This window comes from Anaerovibrio sp. RM50, assembly GCF_000622005.1.
Lineage (GTDB): Bacteria > Bacillota > Negativicutes > Selenomonadales > Selenomonadaceae > Anaerovibrio.
Window position 1 is genome coordinate 183,903 of record NZ_KK211383.1, and the last position, 16,799, is coordinate 200,701.

The 16,799-nt window shown below is 46.4% G+C and carries 13 protein-coding genes; all 13 read right to left on the reverse strand.

Annotated features, from left to right (window positions below; genetic code table 11):
- Nucleotides 1-38 precede the first annotated feature (38 nt).
- The 13 genes from secA to glf all read right to left on the reverse strand — a co-directional run bounded on the left by secA (nt 39) and on the right by glf (nt 16,702).
- Complete coding sequence (gene secA, locus T525_RS0112240) at nt 39-2,585, reverse strand: preprotein translocase subunit SecA (RefSeq protein ID WP_027407416.1); 2,547 nt, start codon at nt 2,583-2,585, stop codon at nt 39-41.
- 321 nt (nt 2,586-2,906) lie between these two features.
- A complete protein-coding gene (gene hpf / locus T525_RS0112245) occupies nt 2,907-3,455 on the reverse strand; it encodes a ribosome hibernation-promoting factor, HPF/YfiA family (protein WP_027407417.1) in 549 nt (182 codons plus the stop codon).
- A gap of 159 nt (nt 3,456-3,614) precedes the next feature.
- Nucleotides 3,615-3,815, reverse strand: coding sequence for a cold shock domain-containing protein (locus T525_RS0112250; RefSeq protein WP_027397389.1), 201 nt, complete (start codon nt 3,813-3,815; stop codon nt 3,615-3,617).
- A 224-nt stretch (nt 3,816-4,039) separates the two neighbouring features.
- The gene (locus T525_RS0112255) at nt 4,040-4,759 is read right to left on the reverse strand and encodes an amino acid ABC transporter ATP-binding protein (protein WP_027407418.1); all 720 of its coding nucleotides are present in this window, start codon (nt 4,757-4,759) and stop codon (nt 4,040-4,042) included.
- Nucleotides 4,756-5,412 carry an amino acid ABC transporter permease gene (locus T525_RS0112260; protein ID WP_027407419.1) on the reverse strand — a complete coding sequence of 219 codons (657 nt, stop codon included), beginning with the start codon at nt 5,410-5,412 and terminating at the stop codon, nt 4,756-4,758. The genes T525_RS0112255 and T525_RS0112260 overlap by 4 nt, the downstream gene beginning before the upstream one ends.
- Nucleotides 5,413-5,583: 171 nt before the next feature.
- Nucleotides 5,584-6,360, reverse strand: a complete 777-nt coding sequence (locus T525_RS0112270) for a basic amino acid ABC transporter substrate-binding protein (RefSeq protein WP_027407420.1) — start codon at nt 6,358-6,360, stop codon at nt 5,584-5,586.
- A 105-nt stretch (nt 6,361-6,465) separates the two neighbouring features.
- Nucleotides 6,466-6,759: a zinc-ribbon domain containing protein gene (locus T525_RS0112275; RefSeq protein WP_027397393.1), complete on the reverse strand. Its 294-nt coding sequence runs from the start codon at nt 6,757-6,759 to the stop codon at nt 6,466-6,468.
- Nucleotides 6,760-6,883: 124 nt separating this feature from the next.
- A complete protein-coding gene (locus tag T525_RS0112280) occupies nt 6,884-8,611 on the reverse strand; it encodes a hypothetical protein (protein WP_198022695.1) in 1,728 nt (575 codons plus the stop codon).
- 109 nt (nt 8,612-8,720) lie between these two features.
- Nucleotides 8,721-9,449 (reverse strand): glycosyltransferase family protein, encoded by a 729-nt coding sequence (locus T525_RS0112285; RefSeq protein ID WP_037325686.1) that lies wholly within the window; start codon nt 9,447-9,449, stop codon nt 8,721-8,723.
- Between the two features lie 997 nt (nt 9,450-10,446).
- Nucleotides 10,447-12,024, reverse strand: coding sequence for a hypothetical protein (locus T525_RS15170; protein WP_051533583.1), 1,578 nt, complete (start codon nt 12,022-12,024; stop codon nt 10,447-10,449).
- 30 nt (nt 12,025-12,054) lie between these two features.
- Nucleotides 12,055-13,752, reverse strand: coding sequence for a phospho-sugar mutase (locus T525_RS0112295; RefSeq protein WP_027407423.1), 1,698 nt, complete (start codon nt 13,750-13,752; stop codon nt 12,055-12,057).
- Between the two features lie 320 nt (nt 13,753-14,072).
- On the reverse strand, nt 14,073-15,464 hold the full coding sequence (locus T525_RS0112300; protein ID WP_198022696.1) for an ATP-binding protein: 1,392 nt from the start codon (nt 15,462-15,464) through the stop codon (nt 14,073-14,075).
- 116 nt (nt 15,465-15,580) lie between these two features.
- Nucleotides 15,581-16,702, reverse strand: coding sequence for a UDP-galactopyranose mutase (glf, locus tag T525_RS0112305; protein WP_027407425.1), 1,122 nt, complete (start codon nt 16,700-16,702; stop codon nt 15,581-15,583).
- Nucleotides 16,703-16,799 lie beyond the last annotated feature (97 nt).

Here is a 16,799-nt window from a genome sequence, read left to right on the forward strand (position 1 = left end):
TAGGGCAAAGCCCGTCGGTGCCCGAAGGGCGGATGAGGTCACTTATCTCTTCCGCAGCAGTTTTTGTACTTCTTGCCGCTGCCGCATGGACATGGGTCGTTACGGCCTATTTTTTCGCCCTTTACAACAGGCTGCTTCTTGGCCGGCTCCTCATTGTTTTCCTCTGCGGCATGGGAGCTCTTGGCCTGGGCAAGACGCTGCTTTGCCTGCTCCTCCATGGCACGCTGCTGCTCAGGAGTTATGATGTTTACGCGGTACATCATGGTGGCAATATCAGTCTGGATAGTGTCAATCATGGACTGGAACATATCGTGGCCCTTGATCTTGTACTCAACCAGCGGATTGCGCTGACCATAGGACAGGAGGCCGATACCTTCACGAAGCATATCCATGTCATCCAGATGCTCCATCCAGTGGGTATCAATAACACGAAGCATAACAATGCGCTCCAGTTCACGCATATTTGCCTCGCCAAACATCTTCTCGCGAAGCTCATAGGCCTCAGTTGCCATATTCATCAGAGTCTCCTGAACCTCATCGCGGCTCATTTCCTCCAGCTCCTCCAGCTTCAGCTTGCCGGCAGGGGCATAAATCTGCTCTGCATCCTTAATGAGATCCCCAAGGGTCCACTGCTCAGGATACAGCTTGGCATTGGCATACTGGTCCATTTCGGACTCGATAATCTGGCCAATCATGTGCATGATGTGCTCCTTCAGATCCTCGCCCTTCAGCACCTGCTTGCGCTCGGTATAAATAACCTCACGCTGCTGGTTCATAACATCATCGTATTCAAGGACGTGCTTACGCATATCGAAGTTACGTCCTTCTACCTTCTTCTGGGCATTCTCGATGGACTTGGTAATCATCTTGTGTTCAATTGGGTCGTCCTCACCCATGCCCAGGCGGTCCATAATGGAGGAAATATTCTTTGCGCCAAAGAGACGGAGCAAATCGTCCTCCAGGGACAGATAGAATCTGGAATTACCAGGGTCACCCTGACGGCCGGCACGACCGCGGAGCTGGTTATCAATACGACGGGACTCATGGCGCTCGGTACCTACAATAAAGAGGCCACCCAGCTCAGGCACACCCTCACCCAGCTTAATATCAGTACCACGGCCCGCCATGTTGGTGGCAATGGTAACTGCGTCACGCTGACCGGCGTCAGCGATAATTTCTGCTTCCTTCTCATGGAACTTTGCATTCAGTACGTTGTGGGAAATGCCGCGCTTTCTTAAAATGGCGCTGATTTCCTCAGACTGTGCAATGGAAGTGGTACCAATGAGAATTGGCTGGCCGGTGGCATGGATTTTCTCCACGTCGTTGGCCACGGCCTTCAGCTTGGCACGGCGGGTCTTATAGATAACATCCGGGAAGTCAGTACGCTTAACCGGCATGTTAGTAGGAACCACCACAACAGGAAGGTTATAAATCTTGATAAACTCGTCTTCCTCGGTCTTGGCAGTACCGGTCATGCCGCCCAGCTTCTTGTACATGCGGAAGTAGTTCTGGAAGGTAATGGAAGCCAGAGTCTGGGACTGACGGCGAACCTCCAGGCCCTCCTTGGCCTCAATGGCCTGATGGAGACCATCGGAATAACGGCGGCCCTCCATAAGACGGCCGGTAAATTCATCAACGATAACGATTTCGTCATCCTTAACCACGTAATCACGGTCGCGCTTCATAAGTGCCTTGGCGCGAAGAGCCGCAGTGAAGCAGTGGGACATTTCAATGTTCTCGGAATCGTACATATTCTTTACACCCAGGAACTTCTCCACCTTGGAAACGGCGCCCTCGGAAGGAGCAACAGTCTTCTGCTTTTCATCAACGGTGTAGTCCTCACCGGCCTTCAGCACTTCAACGGCCTTGGCCATGCGGGTATACATATCTGTGGACTTGGTGCCGGCACCGGAAATAATCAGCGGTGTTCTGGCCTCATCGATGAGAATACTGTCCACCTCATCCACGATGGCAAAGTTCAGCTCACGCTGTACCATCTGGTTAAGGTCCACCACCATGTTGTCACGGAGGTAATCAAAGCCGTACTCATTATTGGTACCAAAGGTAATATCACAGCTGTAGGCGAATTTACGCTCCGGAAAATCCATGTCATGCTTAATAAGACCTACACTGAGGCCAAGGAAGTTATAGAGACGGCCCATCCACTCGCTATCGCGCTTTGCCAGATAGTCGTTGACGGTAACCATGTGAACGCCCTTGCCGGTGAGGGCATTAAGATATACTGGCAGGGTTGCCACCAAAGTTTTACCTTCACCGGTGCGCATCTCTGCAATCTTGCCCTCATGAAGGCAGATACCACCGATCATCTGAACATCGAAATGTCTCATGCCCAGCACGCGGCGGGAGGCCTCGCGAACAACGGCAAATGCCTCAGGAAGAATATCATCAAGGGTCTCGCCATTGGCAAGACGCTCCTTAAAGGTCTCTGTATGTTTAACAAGGGAGGAGTCGCTAAGCTCGGTCAATCCCTCTTCATAGGAATTGATCTGGTCCACGATTGCTCTCATGCGTTTTATTTCTTTTTCATTATTGTCGCCTAAAAATCTTTTAAAGATGCCTAACAACAAAACTCACTCCTAACCAATTGGATATGTGCATAAAAACACCTTTTAACAGTTTATCAAACTATCCTGTATAAGTCAAAAGAAAGGACTATATTTTATATATGTAAGAAAGCACAGTTGCAGTAGTGCACTAAGCTCAGTCTGCGCCTTTTCTGGCTTGCTTCGCTAAGTGCACCTTGCGTACGTGGAACTTGCCGATCATCTGCATTCTTACGAATTTGATTCACGGAGTTCCACAGTAAAAAGAGCCGCTGCCCGCACGACCTACGAGCAACGGCCCCCACCTATTTTACCGATCCTACAACCGGCAAAGATCTTTATTTATCTGTTATCGGACTCGATTAAGCCATACTTGCCATCGGAGCGGCGATAAACCACATTGACCTCCTCAGTATCAGCGTCACGGAATACGAAGAAATCATGGTTCAGAAGGTTCATCTGCATAATAGCCTCTTGTACGTCCATAGGCTTTACAATAAACTTCTTGCGCTTAACGATAGGATAATCGTCTTCCTCATCCTCCACACGGGTCTGGGTTGCATTTGCTGCAAATGCTTCATCCAGCAGTGTGCCATCGCGGAAGCGGCGCTGCATCTTGGTCTTATGCTTGTGAATCTGGCGTTCCAGCTTTTCAATGACCAAGTCGATAGAGGCATACATGTCATGGGAGGCTTCCTCGCCCCGGAGGAGTACCCCCTGTACAGGAACGGTAACCTCAACGAGATGACGGTCCTTTAAGACGCTGAGCAATACAGAAATTTCGCCAACCGAATCGAAGTATCTGGTAATCTTGCCGATTCTCTTCTCCACATAATCTCTCAGGGCTGGGGTAATCTCTACATTTTTACCTCTGATAGTGAATGTTGTCATACTAACATCCCCTTTCCATTTTCTATGATTATATTATTCGCCATGATAAGGAAAAACCCTTTTATTTAATCTTTAAAATTAAATTAACGTATTTACGCAACTTAAAAAGGTGCCCCGGAATCTCTTCCAAAGCACCCTGTGATTTGCTGTATTTAAGAATTAGGCCTGCTTAACAACATTGGCTGCCTGAGGACCGCGAGCACCCTCAACGATCTCGAACTCCACAGCCTGACCCTCATTGAGAGTCTTGAAGCCTTCATCTACGATTGCAGAGAAATGTACGAAAATATCGTCGCCACCTTCACGCTCAATAAAACCGTAACCCTTTTCAGCACTGAACCACTTTACCTTACCTGTCATTTTGAAACCTCCTAGAAATACCCGGTTAAAAACCGTTAAAACTTACTCCTCCAATATATCACCTATAGTTGGCATACGCAACTATTTGAGCAAGAATAAATTTACCTCAAAGTAACACTTTTGCATAAAAAAATTAATGGCTAATCCTATTTTTAAAATTAATATAGGTTTAGCCATTAATTCTAAAATTTTTATATGTTTTTGTAAGAATTTTTGCACAATTCTCACAAAATTTTTGAGAAGAATAGTTTTGTCCTTTCTTCCTTAGGATTATCAAAGACATCCTTTGGAGGCCCCTGCTCAATAATCTGGCCCTCATCCACAAAGAGAAGTCTGTCCCCCACCTCCCGGGCAAAGCCCATCTCATGGGTAACAATGGCCATGGTCATGCCCTTATTGGCCAGGGATTTCATAACGTCCAGAACCTCTTTTACCATCTCAGGATCCAGGGCAGAGGTAGGCTCATCAAAGAGCATAACCTTTGGCTTCATGGCCAGGGCCCTGGCAATGGCCACACGCTGCTGCTGACCACCTGAAAGCTGTGGGGGATAAGCCTCCGCCTTGTCTGCCAGTCCCACCTGGTTTAAGAGCTCCATGGCAGTCTTTTCCGCTTCCTCCTTGGAAATCTTGCGGACCTTCATTGGGGCCAGGGTAATATTTTCCAAAACCGTCATGTGAGGGAAAAGATTAAAGCGCTGGAAAACCATGCCAATTTCCTCACGGGCCTTGTTGATGTTGGCCTCGCCATTAAGTTCAATACCGTCAACCACCACTTTGCCGGAGGTTGGCACCTCCAACATATTCATGCACCGAAGAAGGGTACTTTTGCCGGAGCCGGAGGGACCGATAATAACCACCACTTCCTTGGGATTGATATGCAAATTTATTCCCTTTAAAACCTCGTGATCCTCAAAGGATTTCCGTAAATCTTTAATATCTATCATGATGTTTTCAACCTCTTCTCCATATATGCCACCAGACGGGAAATTGCCAGGGTCATTGCCAGATAAATTACGGCTACGCTAAGCCATATCTCCAGAGAACCGTAGGTTCTGGCAATAATGAGCTGACCACGGCGGGTAAGCTCCTCAAAGCCGATAACGGAAACCAGTGAGGAATCCTTCAAAAGGGCAATAAACTCGTTGCCCAGAGGTGGAATAATATTCTTGAAGGCCTGTGGCACAATAATATAGCGCATGGTCTGAACCCAGGTCATGCCAAGGGAGCGGCCCGCTTCCATCTGACCATCGTCAATGGCCTGAATGCCCGCACGGAAAATCTCTGCCACGTACGCTCCGGAGTTAATACCGCAGGCTGTTATGGCTGCCACAAATGGGTCCACCCGCTGATCAAGCATTATGGGCAGGGCAAAATAAATAAGGAAAATCTGCACCAAAAGCGGTGTGCCCCGCAGGAAGTCAATATACACTGCCGCCAGCATCCTTAGAGGAGCCACGTGGGAAATACGGGCTATGCCCACAAACATACCGATAATCATACCCAGTCCCACGGACAGGGCAGTAATCTTAATAGTAATACCCGCACCCAGCAGAAGCAGCGGGAAGGACTGTATTACCAAGTCAAAATTAAAACTCATTTTAATTCACCCGACCATTCCAAAATGTATTTTTTGCATAATCATAAGATGATTATACATCATTTGTGAATATTTTTCCAATGAAATGCAAAATTTATTCACTGCCCCAAAGAAAAAGGCTGCCGCATATGATATGCCACCCATACGCAACAGCCTCTTTTATACTATTAATTACTTCTTGTCGCCAAACCACTTAGCGTAAATCTGGTCGTACTTGCCATTGTCCTTCAACTTCTTCAGTGCCTCGTTAATCTTGGTCTGGAGATCGGCATTCTTCTTGTTGATGGCCATGCCGTAATCCTCAGAGGTCAGCAGCTCAGGAAGAACCTTAACATTGTCGTTCTTTGACTCAACAATGTATCTGTCGTTAACAGGACGGTCATTGATAACTGCATCTACGCCCTTGGCATTCAGCTCAATAAAGGTATCAGCGGAGGAATTCAGCTCCTTAACCTCAGCGCTGCCAAGCTTCTTTGCCTCAGTAGCGGAGGTGGTACCAATCTGAACTGCAATCTTCTTGCCCTTCAAATCCTGGAATCCCTTGATGGAATCATCACTCTTGGCAACCATGATGGAAAGACCGGATTTATAATAAGGATCGGAGAAAAGCACCTTCTGCTTGCGCTCTTCGTTGATGGTCATACCGGAAATAATAACGTCGATGTTGCCTGCCTCCAGAGATGGAATCAGACCGTCGAAGGCAACGTTGTTAATCTCAACCTTGTAACCCATTTCCTCACCGATCGCACGGATAAGATCCATATCAAAGCCTTCATAAGCACTAGGATCTGCCCCCTGGAACTCAAATGGAGCAAAGTCAGCGTTGGTGCCGACCTTCAGAACCTTCTCACCCTCAGCGGCTTTCTTGTTGTCATTGCCACAACCTGCCACCATAGCCATTACAGCCATCAGGGCAGCCATGCAAAGCACTAAAATCTTCTTGGACATGTTTAAATTTCCTCCTTGTGAATCAAAGTTAAACATATTATATACAAGAGAAGCCCGAAGAACTACATTCTCGGGCCTCTTCGCCATAACTAATTCAGTTGAAAATCAAGCGTTCTTTTTAGCCTGGAAGCAGTCACGGCAATATACCGGGCGGTCGTTCTTTGGTTCGAAAGGAACCTCGGTCTCCTTGCCGCACTCAGCACATACTACAGTAAACATCTGACGCTGCTCTCTTGCGCCCTCGCCATCGCGGCTTCGACGTCTCTTGTCGCGGCAATCGCGGCAACGTACAGGCTTGTTCTCAAAGCCCTTCTCTGCATAAAATTCCTGCTCCCCTGCGCTGAAGATGAACTCCTTGCCACAGTCCTTACATGTTAAAGTCTCGTCTACAAAAGCCATTAAAAAAATCCCCCATAATTCTGATTTGACATCCCACTGTACTCTTACTTTTTTACCTACTTTCAGGTGGTCAAAGAGACATCCTTACCCGTCAAGTATATATGCAAAAAAGAAAAAAAGCAAGCTAAACTTTACAATAGCTATCCCAAATTTGCTTAAATTTATTCTCTATATCCGTCATGTACGTCCTATTGTCCATCAGAGGCGAAGTTCGTATCATTTTTGGCAAATTATGATGCAATTCATTCAATTGTGTTATCTGCCGTCCCAGCTGCACCGCCTTGCTGACATAGGCCCTGTTGCCGTTGCAGATAAGCTCAGGCAATCCCGCAGCCTTGAGAATGGTTTCCCCATATCTGGAGCCGTGACTGTGCCCCGCAAGGGTAATAACCGGCACCCCCATATAAAGGGCATCGCAGGTGGTAAGGCCACCGCAATAAGGCGATGTATCCAGGGCAATATCGATATCAAGGTACTGGGTAAGATAATCCTTGCTGAAAGGTCTGAGCTCCAGCTTTTCAGGATCGCCCCCAATACGGCGGAAACGGTCCCTTATAATATTACGGCCCGCCTCCACGCTGCAGGTTTTGCTTTTTATAACCAGCTTTGAAGGCACACCATCCAGTATATTTCGCCACCTAAGAAGCATATCGTCAGTGACCTTGGCAAAATTGTTAAAGGAGCCGTAGGTCACATAGCCGTTTTTCTGAGCGGGAGTATCACGGCCCTCCGCCTTCATGCTTCTGAGAATGTCAGGAGAGAAGCAGAGATGACAGCCATCAAGCTTCAAAAGCTTTTCCGTAAAATGGAGCTGGTCACCAACCGCCGGACAGCAGGTGGTGTCCGTCAAAAAATAATCCACAACGCTAAGGCCAGTGGTATTGATATAGCCAATGCCGGAAACCTGCACCGGAGCAGGACGATATCCCAAAACTGGAAGACAGCTGTTCTGGGTGTGGCCGGACAAATCCACCAATATATCTATGCGGTCATCAAAAATCTGCCGTGCCACCTGAAGGCTGTCCTTCCCGGACATATCACGCCACACATCGGGCATTTTCTTGAATCGCTGGGTAATATGGTCCGACTTCCCGGTAAAATAGGCATAAACCTTAAATTCATTGCGATTAATATCCCTCAACAGGGGAGTGAAAAAATAGGCCGCCGCATGCTGGCGGAAATCCGGGGAAATATACCCTATTCTGAGGGAATGATTCTTCCGCCGTTTTTCCTTGTCATGGGGAAATTTCATTTCCGTCCTGAGGAGATGTGCATACTGCTTATGCTGCTCAAACTGGCGGTTGCTGCCGCTGTCACGGTAGTTTGTCAGAAACAGGGCCTTGCTATGGTACATGGCCTTTTTTGCCATATCAGAAACAGTACGGCTGGCCTTGAAGGTTGCCGCTGCCGCCTTGTCCCCCTCCCCTGCCAAAAGACAGGTGTCTGCATAAAAGCCATAGCCCCGTTCAATTATTTTGTGGCTTATTTCTCCCCAGGTACCCTTGCCAACGCTGGCATTAAAACGGTTAAAAAGCTGGTCATAGGCATCCATGGCCTTGTCCAGAATAAATTGAGCACCATAAAAGGCAGCCGTGGCAAAAAGGCCCCGCAAATTTGCCCGGGCCACACTTCTTTGAGAGTCAAGATTCCACAGCTGATTCAAGGCAGCCTCGGCAGTTTCAAAATCCTCCAAATAAACCGATGCCTCAGCCACCAGAGCCCAACCCTCAGGATTATTCAGATTTTCATCCAAAATCTCCCGTCCACAGGCACGCATGCTGGAAAAATTACCTTCATCCAAAAAATTCTCCGCCTGCCTGGACCAGGAAAAATCCTTTTCTTTGCTGCTCAATTCGTACACCATCCAAATAATATTTACAACCGAGTATATTACTCCAGAAATATATTTCGCTAAAACTTAATAAAATCCTCTATACATTTTACTACGAAATCTTAGTGATTCAAATCTCCGGCTCCAGCTCGCCGCCGTATTCCTTCAAAAATATTTTCTGATATTTTTTATAGGAGGGATCCAGAGGTTTTTCCTTTGGGCAGTGAATACACCAAAAATCATCCTCCTGCCGTGGCACAACCACCTGATAGCCGTGACGCCACATTTCCATGGACTGGGAAATCTCATAAAAATGCCAGCCAGTGAACAAATCCTCCCGCCATGGCAAATCCACCTGGGTGGCAAAGAGCAATCCGTCCACTGCTTCCACATCCACATAGTCCCCGTCAATATCCCGGCAGGTGCTGTCCACCACGCTTTCCGCCTCACAGGCGTGAAGCACCCTGCCCACGGTTCTGAGGCCGTCCCACCAGATGCCGGTTTTAGGCAGCTTGCGGGCGCCAATAACCCCCAGGGCACCAATGGATTTATCTTTAAATATATTGAGCAAATCCTCAATAAAATTCTTATTGGCAATAAAGGTATCCTGATGGATATAAACCTTGTATTTGGCATCTGTCTGTTTCATGCCAATATTATAGCCCTGACACATGGACTCGGCCCCGCGAATAGGAAGAAGCTCCACCCTCATTCCTTCGGGCACCTTTAAATTATTAATAAAGAGCTGGCACTCATGGTACCATTCTTCCTTGTTGACACATGAAATAAAGGCAATTTTTTTCTCCGGAGGAACATCTGATAATGGCGCCCCCTTTGATTCAGTAGTCCCGTTTTCCACACAGTTTTCATTTGGGGTGAAGGTATCATTTTCTGATGCCGCCCCATTTGTGGAAGGAGCCCCAGCTTTTACCATGGGCTCCCCAGGGGCAATATAGGTCATATTGGCAGCGTCCAAATATTTCTCTGCCCACTCATTATGTCCCAGTTTCTTCAGTTGGAAAACAAATGCAGCCACAAAATCATCCTGATGGATAATGGTCTGTCGGGCAAAATCCGCCACGTATTCCGGAAAAATCATATTTTTCTCAAAGAGCTGCCACAGTTTTTCCGCATTTTCTGCCACATCAATGCCGTATTCAATCCGGCGGAGACGATTTGACAGCTCACGGCGAACTTCCTTGGTGTAGAGCTTCTTCAGGGCAATAATCTCCCCTATGGATTTGGTGGCCCGCACCAGCCAGGTCCGCACCCCTAAATCATTGGAATGATTTTCAAAGCCCATGGATTCCAGTTTACCAATAAATTCCTTATCCACCTTGGAGCCGTCATTAACCGGCAAGAAAAAGGCATCCTTGTAAAAAGAAGCCGCCAAAAGGGACAGCATTTCATCACGGGTAAATACATGAGTGCATACATGATAAAAATGGCCTGCCATCAAATCACGGATATTCTTCCAATAACGGGCATTGGTAAAGGTGGTCAAAAGACACCCCGTATCCTTTAAGTAAAGCCCCAGCCCCGAGGCAATATCCTGGGGATTCCAGGCCTCCAAAAACAGCTCCTCCCCCAAAATAATATCAAAAAATTCTTCCTCCAGGGGCAGCTTCTCAGCGAGATAATTCAATGTTACCCAATGAATATCCATGCCCTTGAATTCCTCATCAAGAGGCAAATCTTCATCTGCCGCCACTACAAAAAGCTCCGCCCTGGGCATAAGAGAGCGAAGCTTATGAATGTATTCCACATTTTCTATAAGAAGAACCCTTAGAGATTCCTCGGTTTCATGTATGAAATTTAACAAGCAAAGTGACTTGTCCCCTGTCATATTTCCTACCTTAACTGTTTTTTTCCTTTAATATACGACAATACATGGTCTCCACCTGGGCGGCATAGCCCTCCTCGTCCATAAGTGGGGAGGCCTTTACCATATCCCGCAGCTGGAAGCGCAAATCACTGATGATCTCAGGATTATTGCCCAGAGCCGAAGCTATATCCACATAATCCCCGGCATTATCCGCAGCCATATCCCCAAGTCCCACATTCATCAGCATACTGTAGCCAAAGCGCTGGCCACGGCTGTCCCCGTAGAGGCTTACCACGGGCACTCCCATGTACATGGCCTCAAAGGTGGTCATACCCCCGGTATAGGGGAAGGTATCAAGGGCTATATCCATATCCCCATATTGCTTGAGATAATCCTGGCTAAATGGGCGCAACTCCACACGCTCCGGAGAAATGCCGCATTTCTCCAGCCGTTTTCCCATATATTCCCGTCCGCTCTCGTTGTCAAAGAGCTTGTGCTTCAATAACAGCCTGCTCTTTGGCACTTTATTAAGAATTTCCCCCCAGAGTCTAAGCATATCATCAGTGACCTTGCTGAAATTGTTAAAGCAGCCGAAGGTTACAAAGCCATTTTTCTTCCATGGAGTTTCCGTAACCTCCGGCATATTCTTAAACAAGTGGAAACAGAAATGGCTCCCCTTTATGGCCAGCAGCCTTTCAACATAGGCCTCCTGCCTTTCGGAGGTGCAGCAATACTGGTCCCCCAGCACATAATCCACGGTCTTCATGCCCGTGCTGCCCACCCAGCCAATGGCTGACATCTGGACCCTGGCAGGCCTGTAGGCCAATACTGGCAGCATATTATTTGAGGTATGCCCCCCCAAATCCACCAATATATCTATTTCATCAATGTAAATCTGACGGGCGATTTTTTCGTGGCTCCAGCCATACACCTGGCGCCACACGTCTGCCTTGTCGCGGAAGGCCTTGGTTACAGAGTCCTCCCCCTTGTTCCCGCAGTAGCAGAAAATCTGGAATTCCTTATCATTGACCTTATCCACCAATGGCCACAGCAATGAGGATACAGGGTGCTGCTGGTAATCGCTGGAGAGATAGCCTACGCGAATGCGATGATGGTTCCAGCGCTTTTCCGGAACCGTTCCCAGATCCCCCTCGGCCAGCAATGCATCATAGCCGGAATAAAGGACACGCCAAAATTCCCTGTCCGTATTGGGCAGGGAAGCCGCCGCAAAAATAGCATTGCTGTATTCCACCAGTCGCTGGCGCCAATCCGTTTCCATCTCCACCGATTGCAGAAAGCTCTCCACAGCCTTATCTGCCCGGCCGATAGTATTGTAGGCCTGTCCCAGCAAGCTGTACATGGTACCCCTTAAATCTGGCTCATCCTCACAGCCGCTTTCCTCCAGCTTTTCCAAAATGGCCAGCTCCCCCAGCACATCCTCAAGGGAGCGCTTTATATACGCCCCCAAAAGCTGTGCCTTGGAAACCTGTGAGCCCCCCGCATCCAGCAGGGTCCCCATGGCATTGTCCGCCTCCTGAAAACGCCCCATTTTCCAAAGGTCATGGATCTTAATATAAAGTTTCCAGCATTCCTTGCTCATTTCCGCCATAAAATTCACCCATTACAATCATTTTCCAAACTAAGCCGAAGCCACCAAATCCCCACAGGCCCCAGCAATTTCTCTCTCCACATTTTCTGCCAGTTCCCTGTTATCTGCACTGACACTAAGGTATATTTTCAGCTTTGGCTCGGTACCGCTAGGACGCACCACAAAGGAAATATTATTTTCAAGCTTGATCTTCAGCACATTGGATTTAGGAAGCCCATTGAGTCCCTGGCTGTAGTCCTCCACCTTAATAATCTTCCTGCCGGCAAATGCATCCCCTTCACCGATATTCTGACGGGTGTGGTCCATAATAGCCTTCATTCTGGCCATTCCAGCTGAGCCGTCAAACTTGTAGCTATGGAGGGTATTCAGGCAATAACCATATTTTGCGTACAACTCATCCAGCTTGTCCAGAAGGGATATGCCCCTTGTCTTGTAAAAGCTGAACATCTCGCAAATCATATAAGCGCCGTCCACACCATCCTTATCCCGGACATAACCACCAGTAAGGTATCCATAGCTTTCCTCGAAGCCAAATACATATCTATCTTCTTCTCCATTGGACTCCAAAATTCCTATCTGTTCACCAATAAATTTAAATCCAGTTAAAACATTTATTGTTTCAAGGCCGTAATCCGCCCCGATTCTGTCTGCCATATCGATGGTAACAATGGTCTTTAAAAGAAGCGGTCTCTCCGGCATGGTGCTGTGTTTTTTCCGCTGGCTGCAGATATAATCCAATAAAAGAAGTCCAACCTCGTTGCCGCTGAGAAGCTTGTATTCCCCTGATTTATCCCTTACTGCGATGCCAACCCTGTCACAATCTGGGTCCGTGGCCAGCATCAGATCCGCCCCGGTCTTTTGACAATACTCAATGCCCAGGTCCAGGGCCTCCTTGATTTCAGGATTTGGATATGGACATGTCGGGAAATTTCCATCGGGATTTTCCTGCTCCTTCACCAAAGTAATATTGGTGTAGCCCTCCTCCTTAAGAATACGGGTTACAGGCTCCAGGCCGGTACCGTTTAAAGGAGAATAAACAATGGATACATTTTTATCAATATCGTCACCGTAAAGGACTGACTGGTTCTTGACCTTCTGAAGGAAGCTGTCAAAAACCTTTTCATCAATATAGGAAATACTGCGGGAGTCCAATGCACTGTCAAAGCTTTCAGAACGCACCCCATCAAAAATATCCACCTCTTCAATGGCTTCCAAAATTTCAGCAGCTGCTTTGGTAGTAATCTGACAACCATCATGGCCGTAGACCTTATAGCCATTATACTGGGATGGATTGTGGGATGCAGTTATCATAACCCCTGCACTGGTTCCCAAATACCGCACAGCATAGGAAACAGTAGGCACTGGTAATAGACGGTTCCAGATAAACACCTTCACCCCGTTGGCAGCAAATACCCCAGCCGCCACCTTGGCAAAGAGGTCTGAATTTATGCGGGAATCATAGCCAATGGCCACGCTGGCCTCATTGCCGTACTCCCTGCGCAAATATTCGGCGAGCCCCTGGCTTGCCTTGGCTACAGTATGAATGTTCATGCGGTTGGTTCCTGCTCCTAGCACCCCGCGAAGTCCCCCTGTACCAAAGGCCAGATTCTTGTAAAAGCTGTCCTCAATATGAGCCTCATCATAGCCCCGAAGCTCCTGCTGCAAACTCTCGTCAGCCCTCTCCAACCAACACTCGTATTCTTTCTTATAATCTCTTGTTGATGTCATTAAATAATCTTCCTTACTATTTTATTGAATTCATAAATATTTACATTTATATATTCTAAACCATATCTGCAAACATTGCACCCATCAAACATTCCTGATGAAAAACTTTTTGTTCTCCAGCAGTATATTGTCAGGATAAATTTTTTACTCGGTTTTATCCGAGTCGATTTGGGCCGAGTAAATTTTACTTTACCAAATCATTATCATAATTGCTTCAGTGTATTTCCCCATTTCGACATCTTGGGCGACATCTTGAGGGACACCATAATTCAAATTATACAAAATTTAAACATTTGCATCGCGATGTTGATTTAATCGCTCTAGAAGTCTTCCAACCCATACAATATCAAACTATTATCTTTTTTAGCTATTCTATTAACCTCGGAGGTAAAGCCAGACTTGGAATAGAGCACATATACTTTATTATCTATTGCCGGAAACAGTTGCTGGCCTTTACGGACCAGATTGTCCAATATGGTCTTATCCACCTTTTCGTTACGCCACTTACATTCCCCAATGTATGCCCCTTCCTTGCCAGCAGCAAACAAATCTATTTCTTCCTGCCGACGCATTACCGGATTATTTCCCCACCATCGTCCTATATGGCTAAACCTAAATGGCAGTCTATGTTCTTTAAGCTCCCTTAAAAAATGCTGATGGCATACCAATTCAAAGCCCTGGCCATAATACTTTGGCAATTCCGGCAATATTTCTTCATTAAAGCTATCATCTACCATGCCTAATTCGAGCTCTGACGTATTCGGAAATACAAATCGATACCAAAACTTAAAAAATGCATCTTGAATTCTATATATCCCCCGCCTGCTGGATTTGGGCTCGCCCACAGGGATTTCCCGTTCAACCAGCAGAAGCTCCATCAAAGTCTTCAGATATTTTGAACAATGATCAGATGGCAGCTTTGATTTCCCAACAATATTATTTAAGGTCGTAGCACCAGTGGCAATGGCCTCAATTATGGCATTATAATTCATTGGCTCCCGCAGTTCCTGCTTCAGCAGATTTTTAGGTTCCTCATAAAGATATGAATACTTTCTCAATATCTTCCCTTTTATATTATCTTCCAGTGAATCATTATCATCAAACTGGCTCAGATATAGAGGAATACCACCCAGCATGCAATAGGCCTGTATCTGCTTCTCAATGTCATATTTAGGAAAGAATTCCCTGCTGTCAAAAAAGGAAAAAGGCTCAAGCTTTATCTGAGCTGTACGTCGTCCATATAAAGGACTGTTATATCCCAATACTTCCTTCTCCATAAAGCTGACCTGGGAGCCGCAAAGAATCAAAAACAGCTTTGTATCCTTCAAATAATGGTCAATCACATTTTGCAAAACGGATTTTATTTCCTTGTCAGCCTTTGCCAAATATGGAAACTCATCTATAACAAGGACCAGCCGTCTGTCCCTGGTTTCCTTAGCTATGAACTGAAAAACGCTCTGCCAGCTATCCAGCGTGCCTATGCTGGGAGCATTAAGGGCCTGATACATTCTGTTACAAAATTCCTCCCGCATGGAATCAGAATTATTCTCCGTGGCAGCGAAAAAAAGGGCTTGTTTGCCCTTTACAAATTCCGAAATAAGGGTAGTCTTCCCTACCCGTCGACGGCCATATATTATTACGCACTGAAACTTATCCGTAGAATAAAGATTATTCAGTTCCGCCAATTCTTCCTGTCTGCCAATGAACATCATCCATTCCTCCAGCAAGATAATTTGAATTAAGGTAATTTGGATTAAGATACTTTAGATTACCTTAATTATACAATTATCTTATCACTATGTCCAATAAACAGTTGTAATTTTGGTAGCTAATTATTCCCCAGCTCTGCTTTTGCTGCTTCCAATGCCTTGGCAATGGTCACGTCCATATCATAATAGGAATAGGTTCCCAGGCGGCCGCCGAAATTTACATTGCCAAGCTTGGCTGCCTCCTCCTTATAGCGGGCGTATAAAGCACTGTTTTTCTCATCATTAACAGGATAATATGGCTCGTCGCCCTTTTTCCATTCCGAGGAATACTCACGGGATATAACGGTCTTTGGCAAATCATTACCATTTTCGTCCTTGCCGAACTCAAACCACTTGTGCTCAATAATTCTGGTCCACGGCGTCTCCCTGTCGGTGTAATTTACCGCCGCATTGCCCTGAAAGCTTTCTTTGTTCAACAGCTCATTTTCAAAGCGCACAGAACGGTACTCCAGGGTCCCCAGCTTATAATCGAAGAATTCATCAATAGGACCAGTGTATATTATTTTCTCTGCCACATTTTCGTATTCGCCCCGATGCTTCAAATAATCCACCCCAAGGCGTACCTCAATACCATCAAGGAGATTCTCTATGAGCTTGGTGTAGCCACCTATAGGAATTCCCTGATAGAGCGCATTGAAATAATTATTGTCATAAGTGTAGCGCACAGGAAGGCGCTTAATAATAAAAGCAGGCAGATCCTTGCAATCCCTGCCCCACTGCTTTTCCGTATAGCCTTTGATGAGCTTTTCAAAAATATCCCGGCCCACCAGGGAAATGGCCTGTTCCTCCAAATTCTGTGGCTCTCCCTTTATTTCCTTACGCTGCTCCACAATCTTTGCTGCAGCCTCCTCAGGAGTCACCACACCCCACATCTTATTGAAGGTGTACATATTAAATGGCAGGGAATAAATCTCCCCCTTGTAATTGGCAACAGGGGAATTGGTGAAGCGGTTGAATTCCGCAAACTTGGTTATATACTGCCAAACTTTTTTGTCGTTGGTATGGAAAATATGGGCACCATATTTATGGACATTGATGCCCTCCACCTTTTCGGTATAAACATTGCCCCCAATATGATCCCGCCGATCGATAACCAGCACCTTTTTCCCAGCATCCCTGGCCTGCCGGGCAAACACCGCCCCAAAAAGGCCGGAGCCTACTATTAAATAATCATATTGCATGATATGTACCTCGATTTATAAAAAGACCTCACTGTAGTGTTGCTCAATTCTTATGTTATCCTAAATATTTCTTAACTGTTCATAATTATACTATATT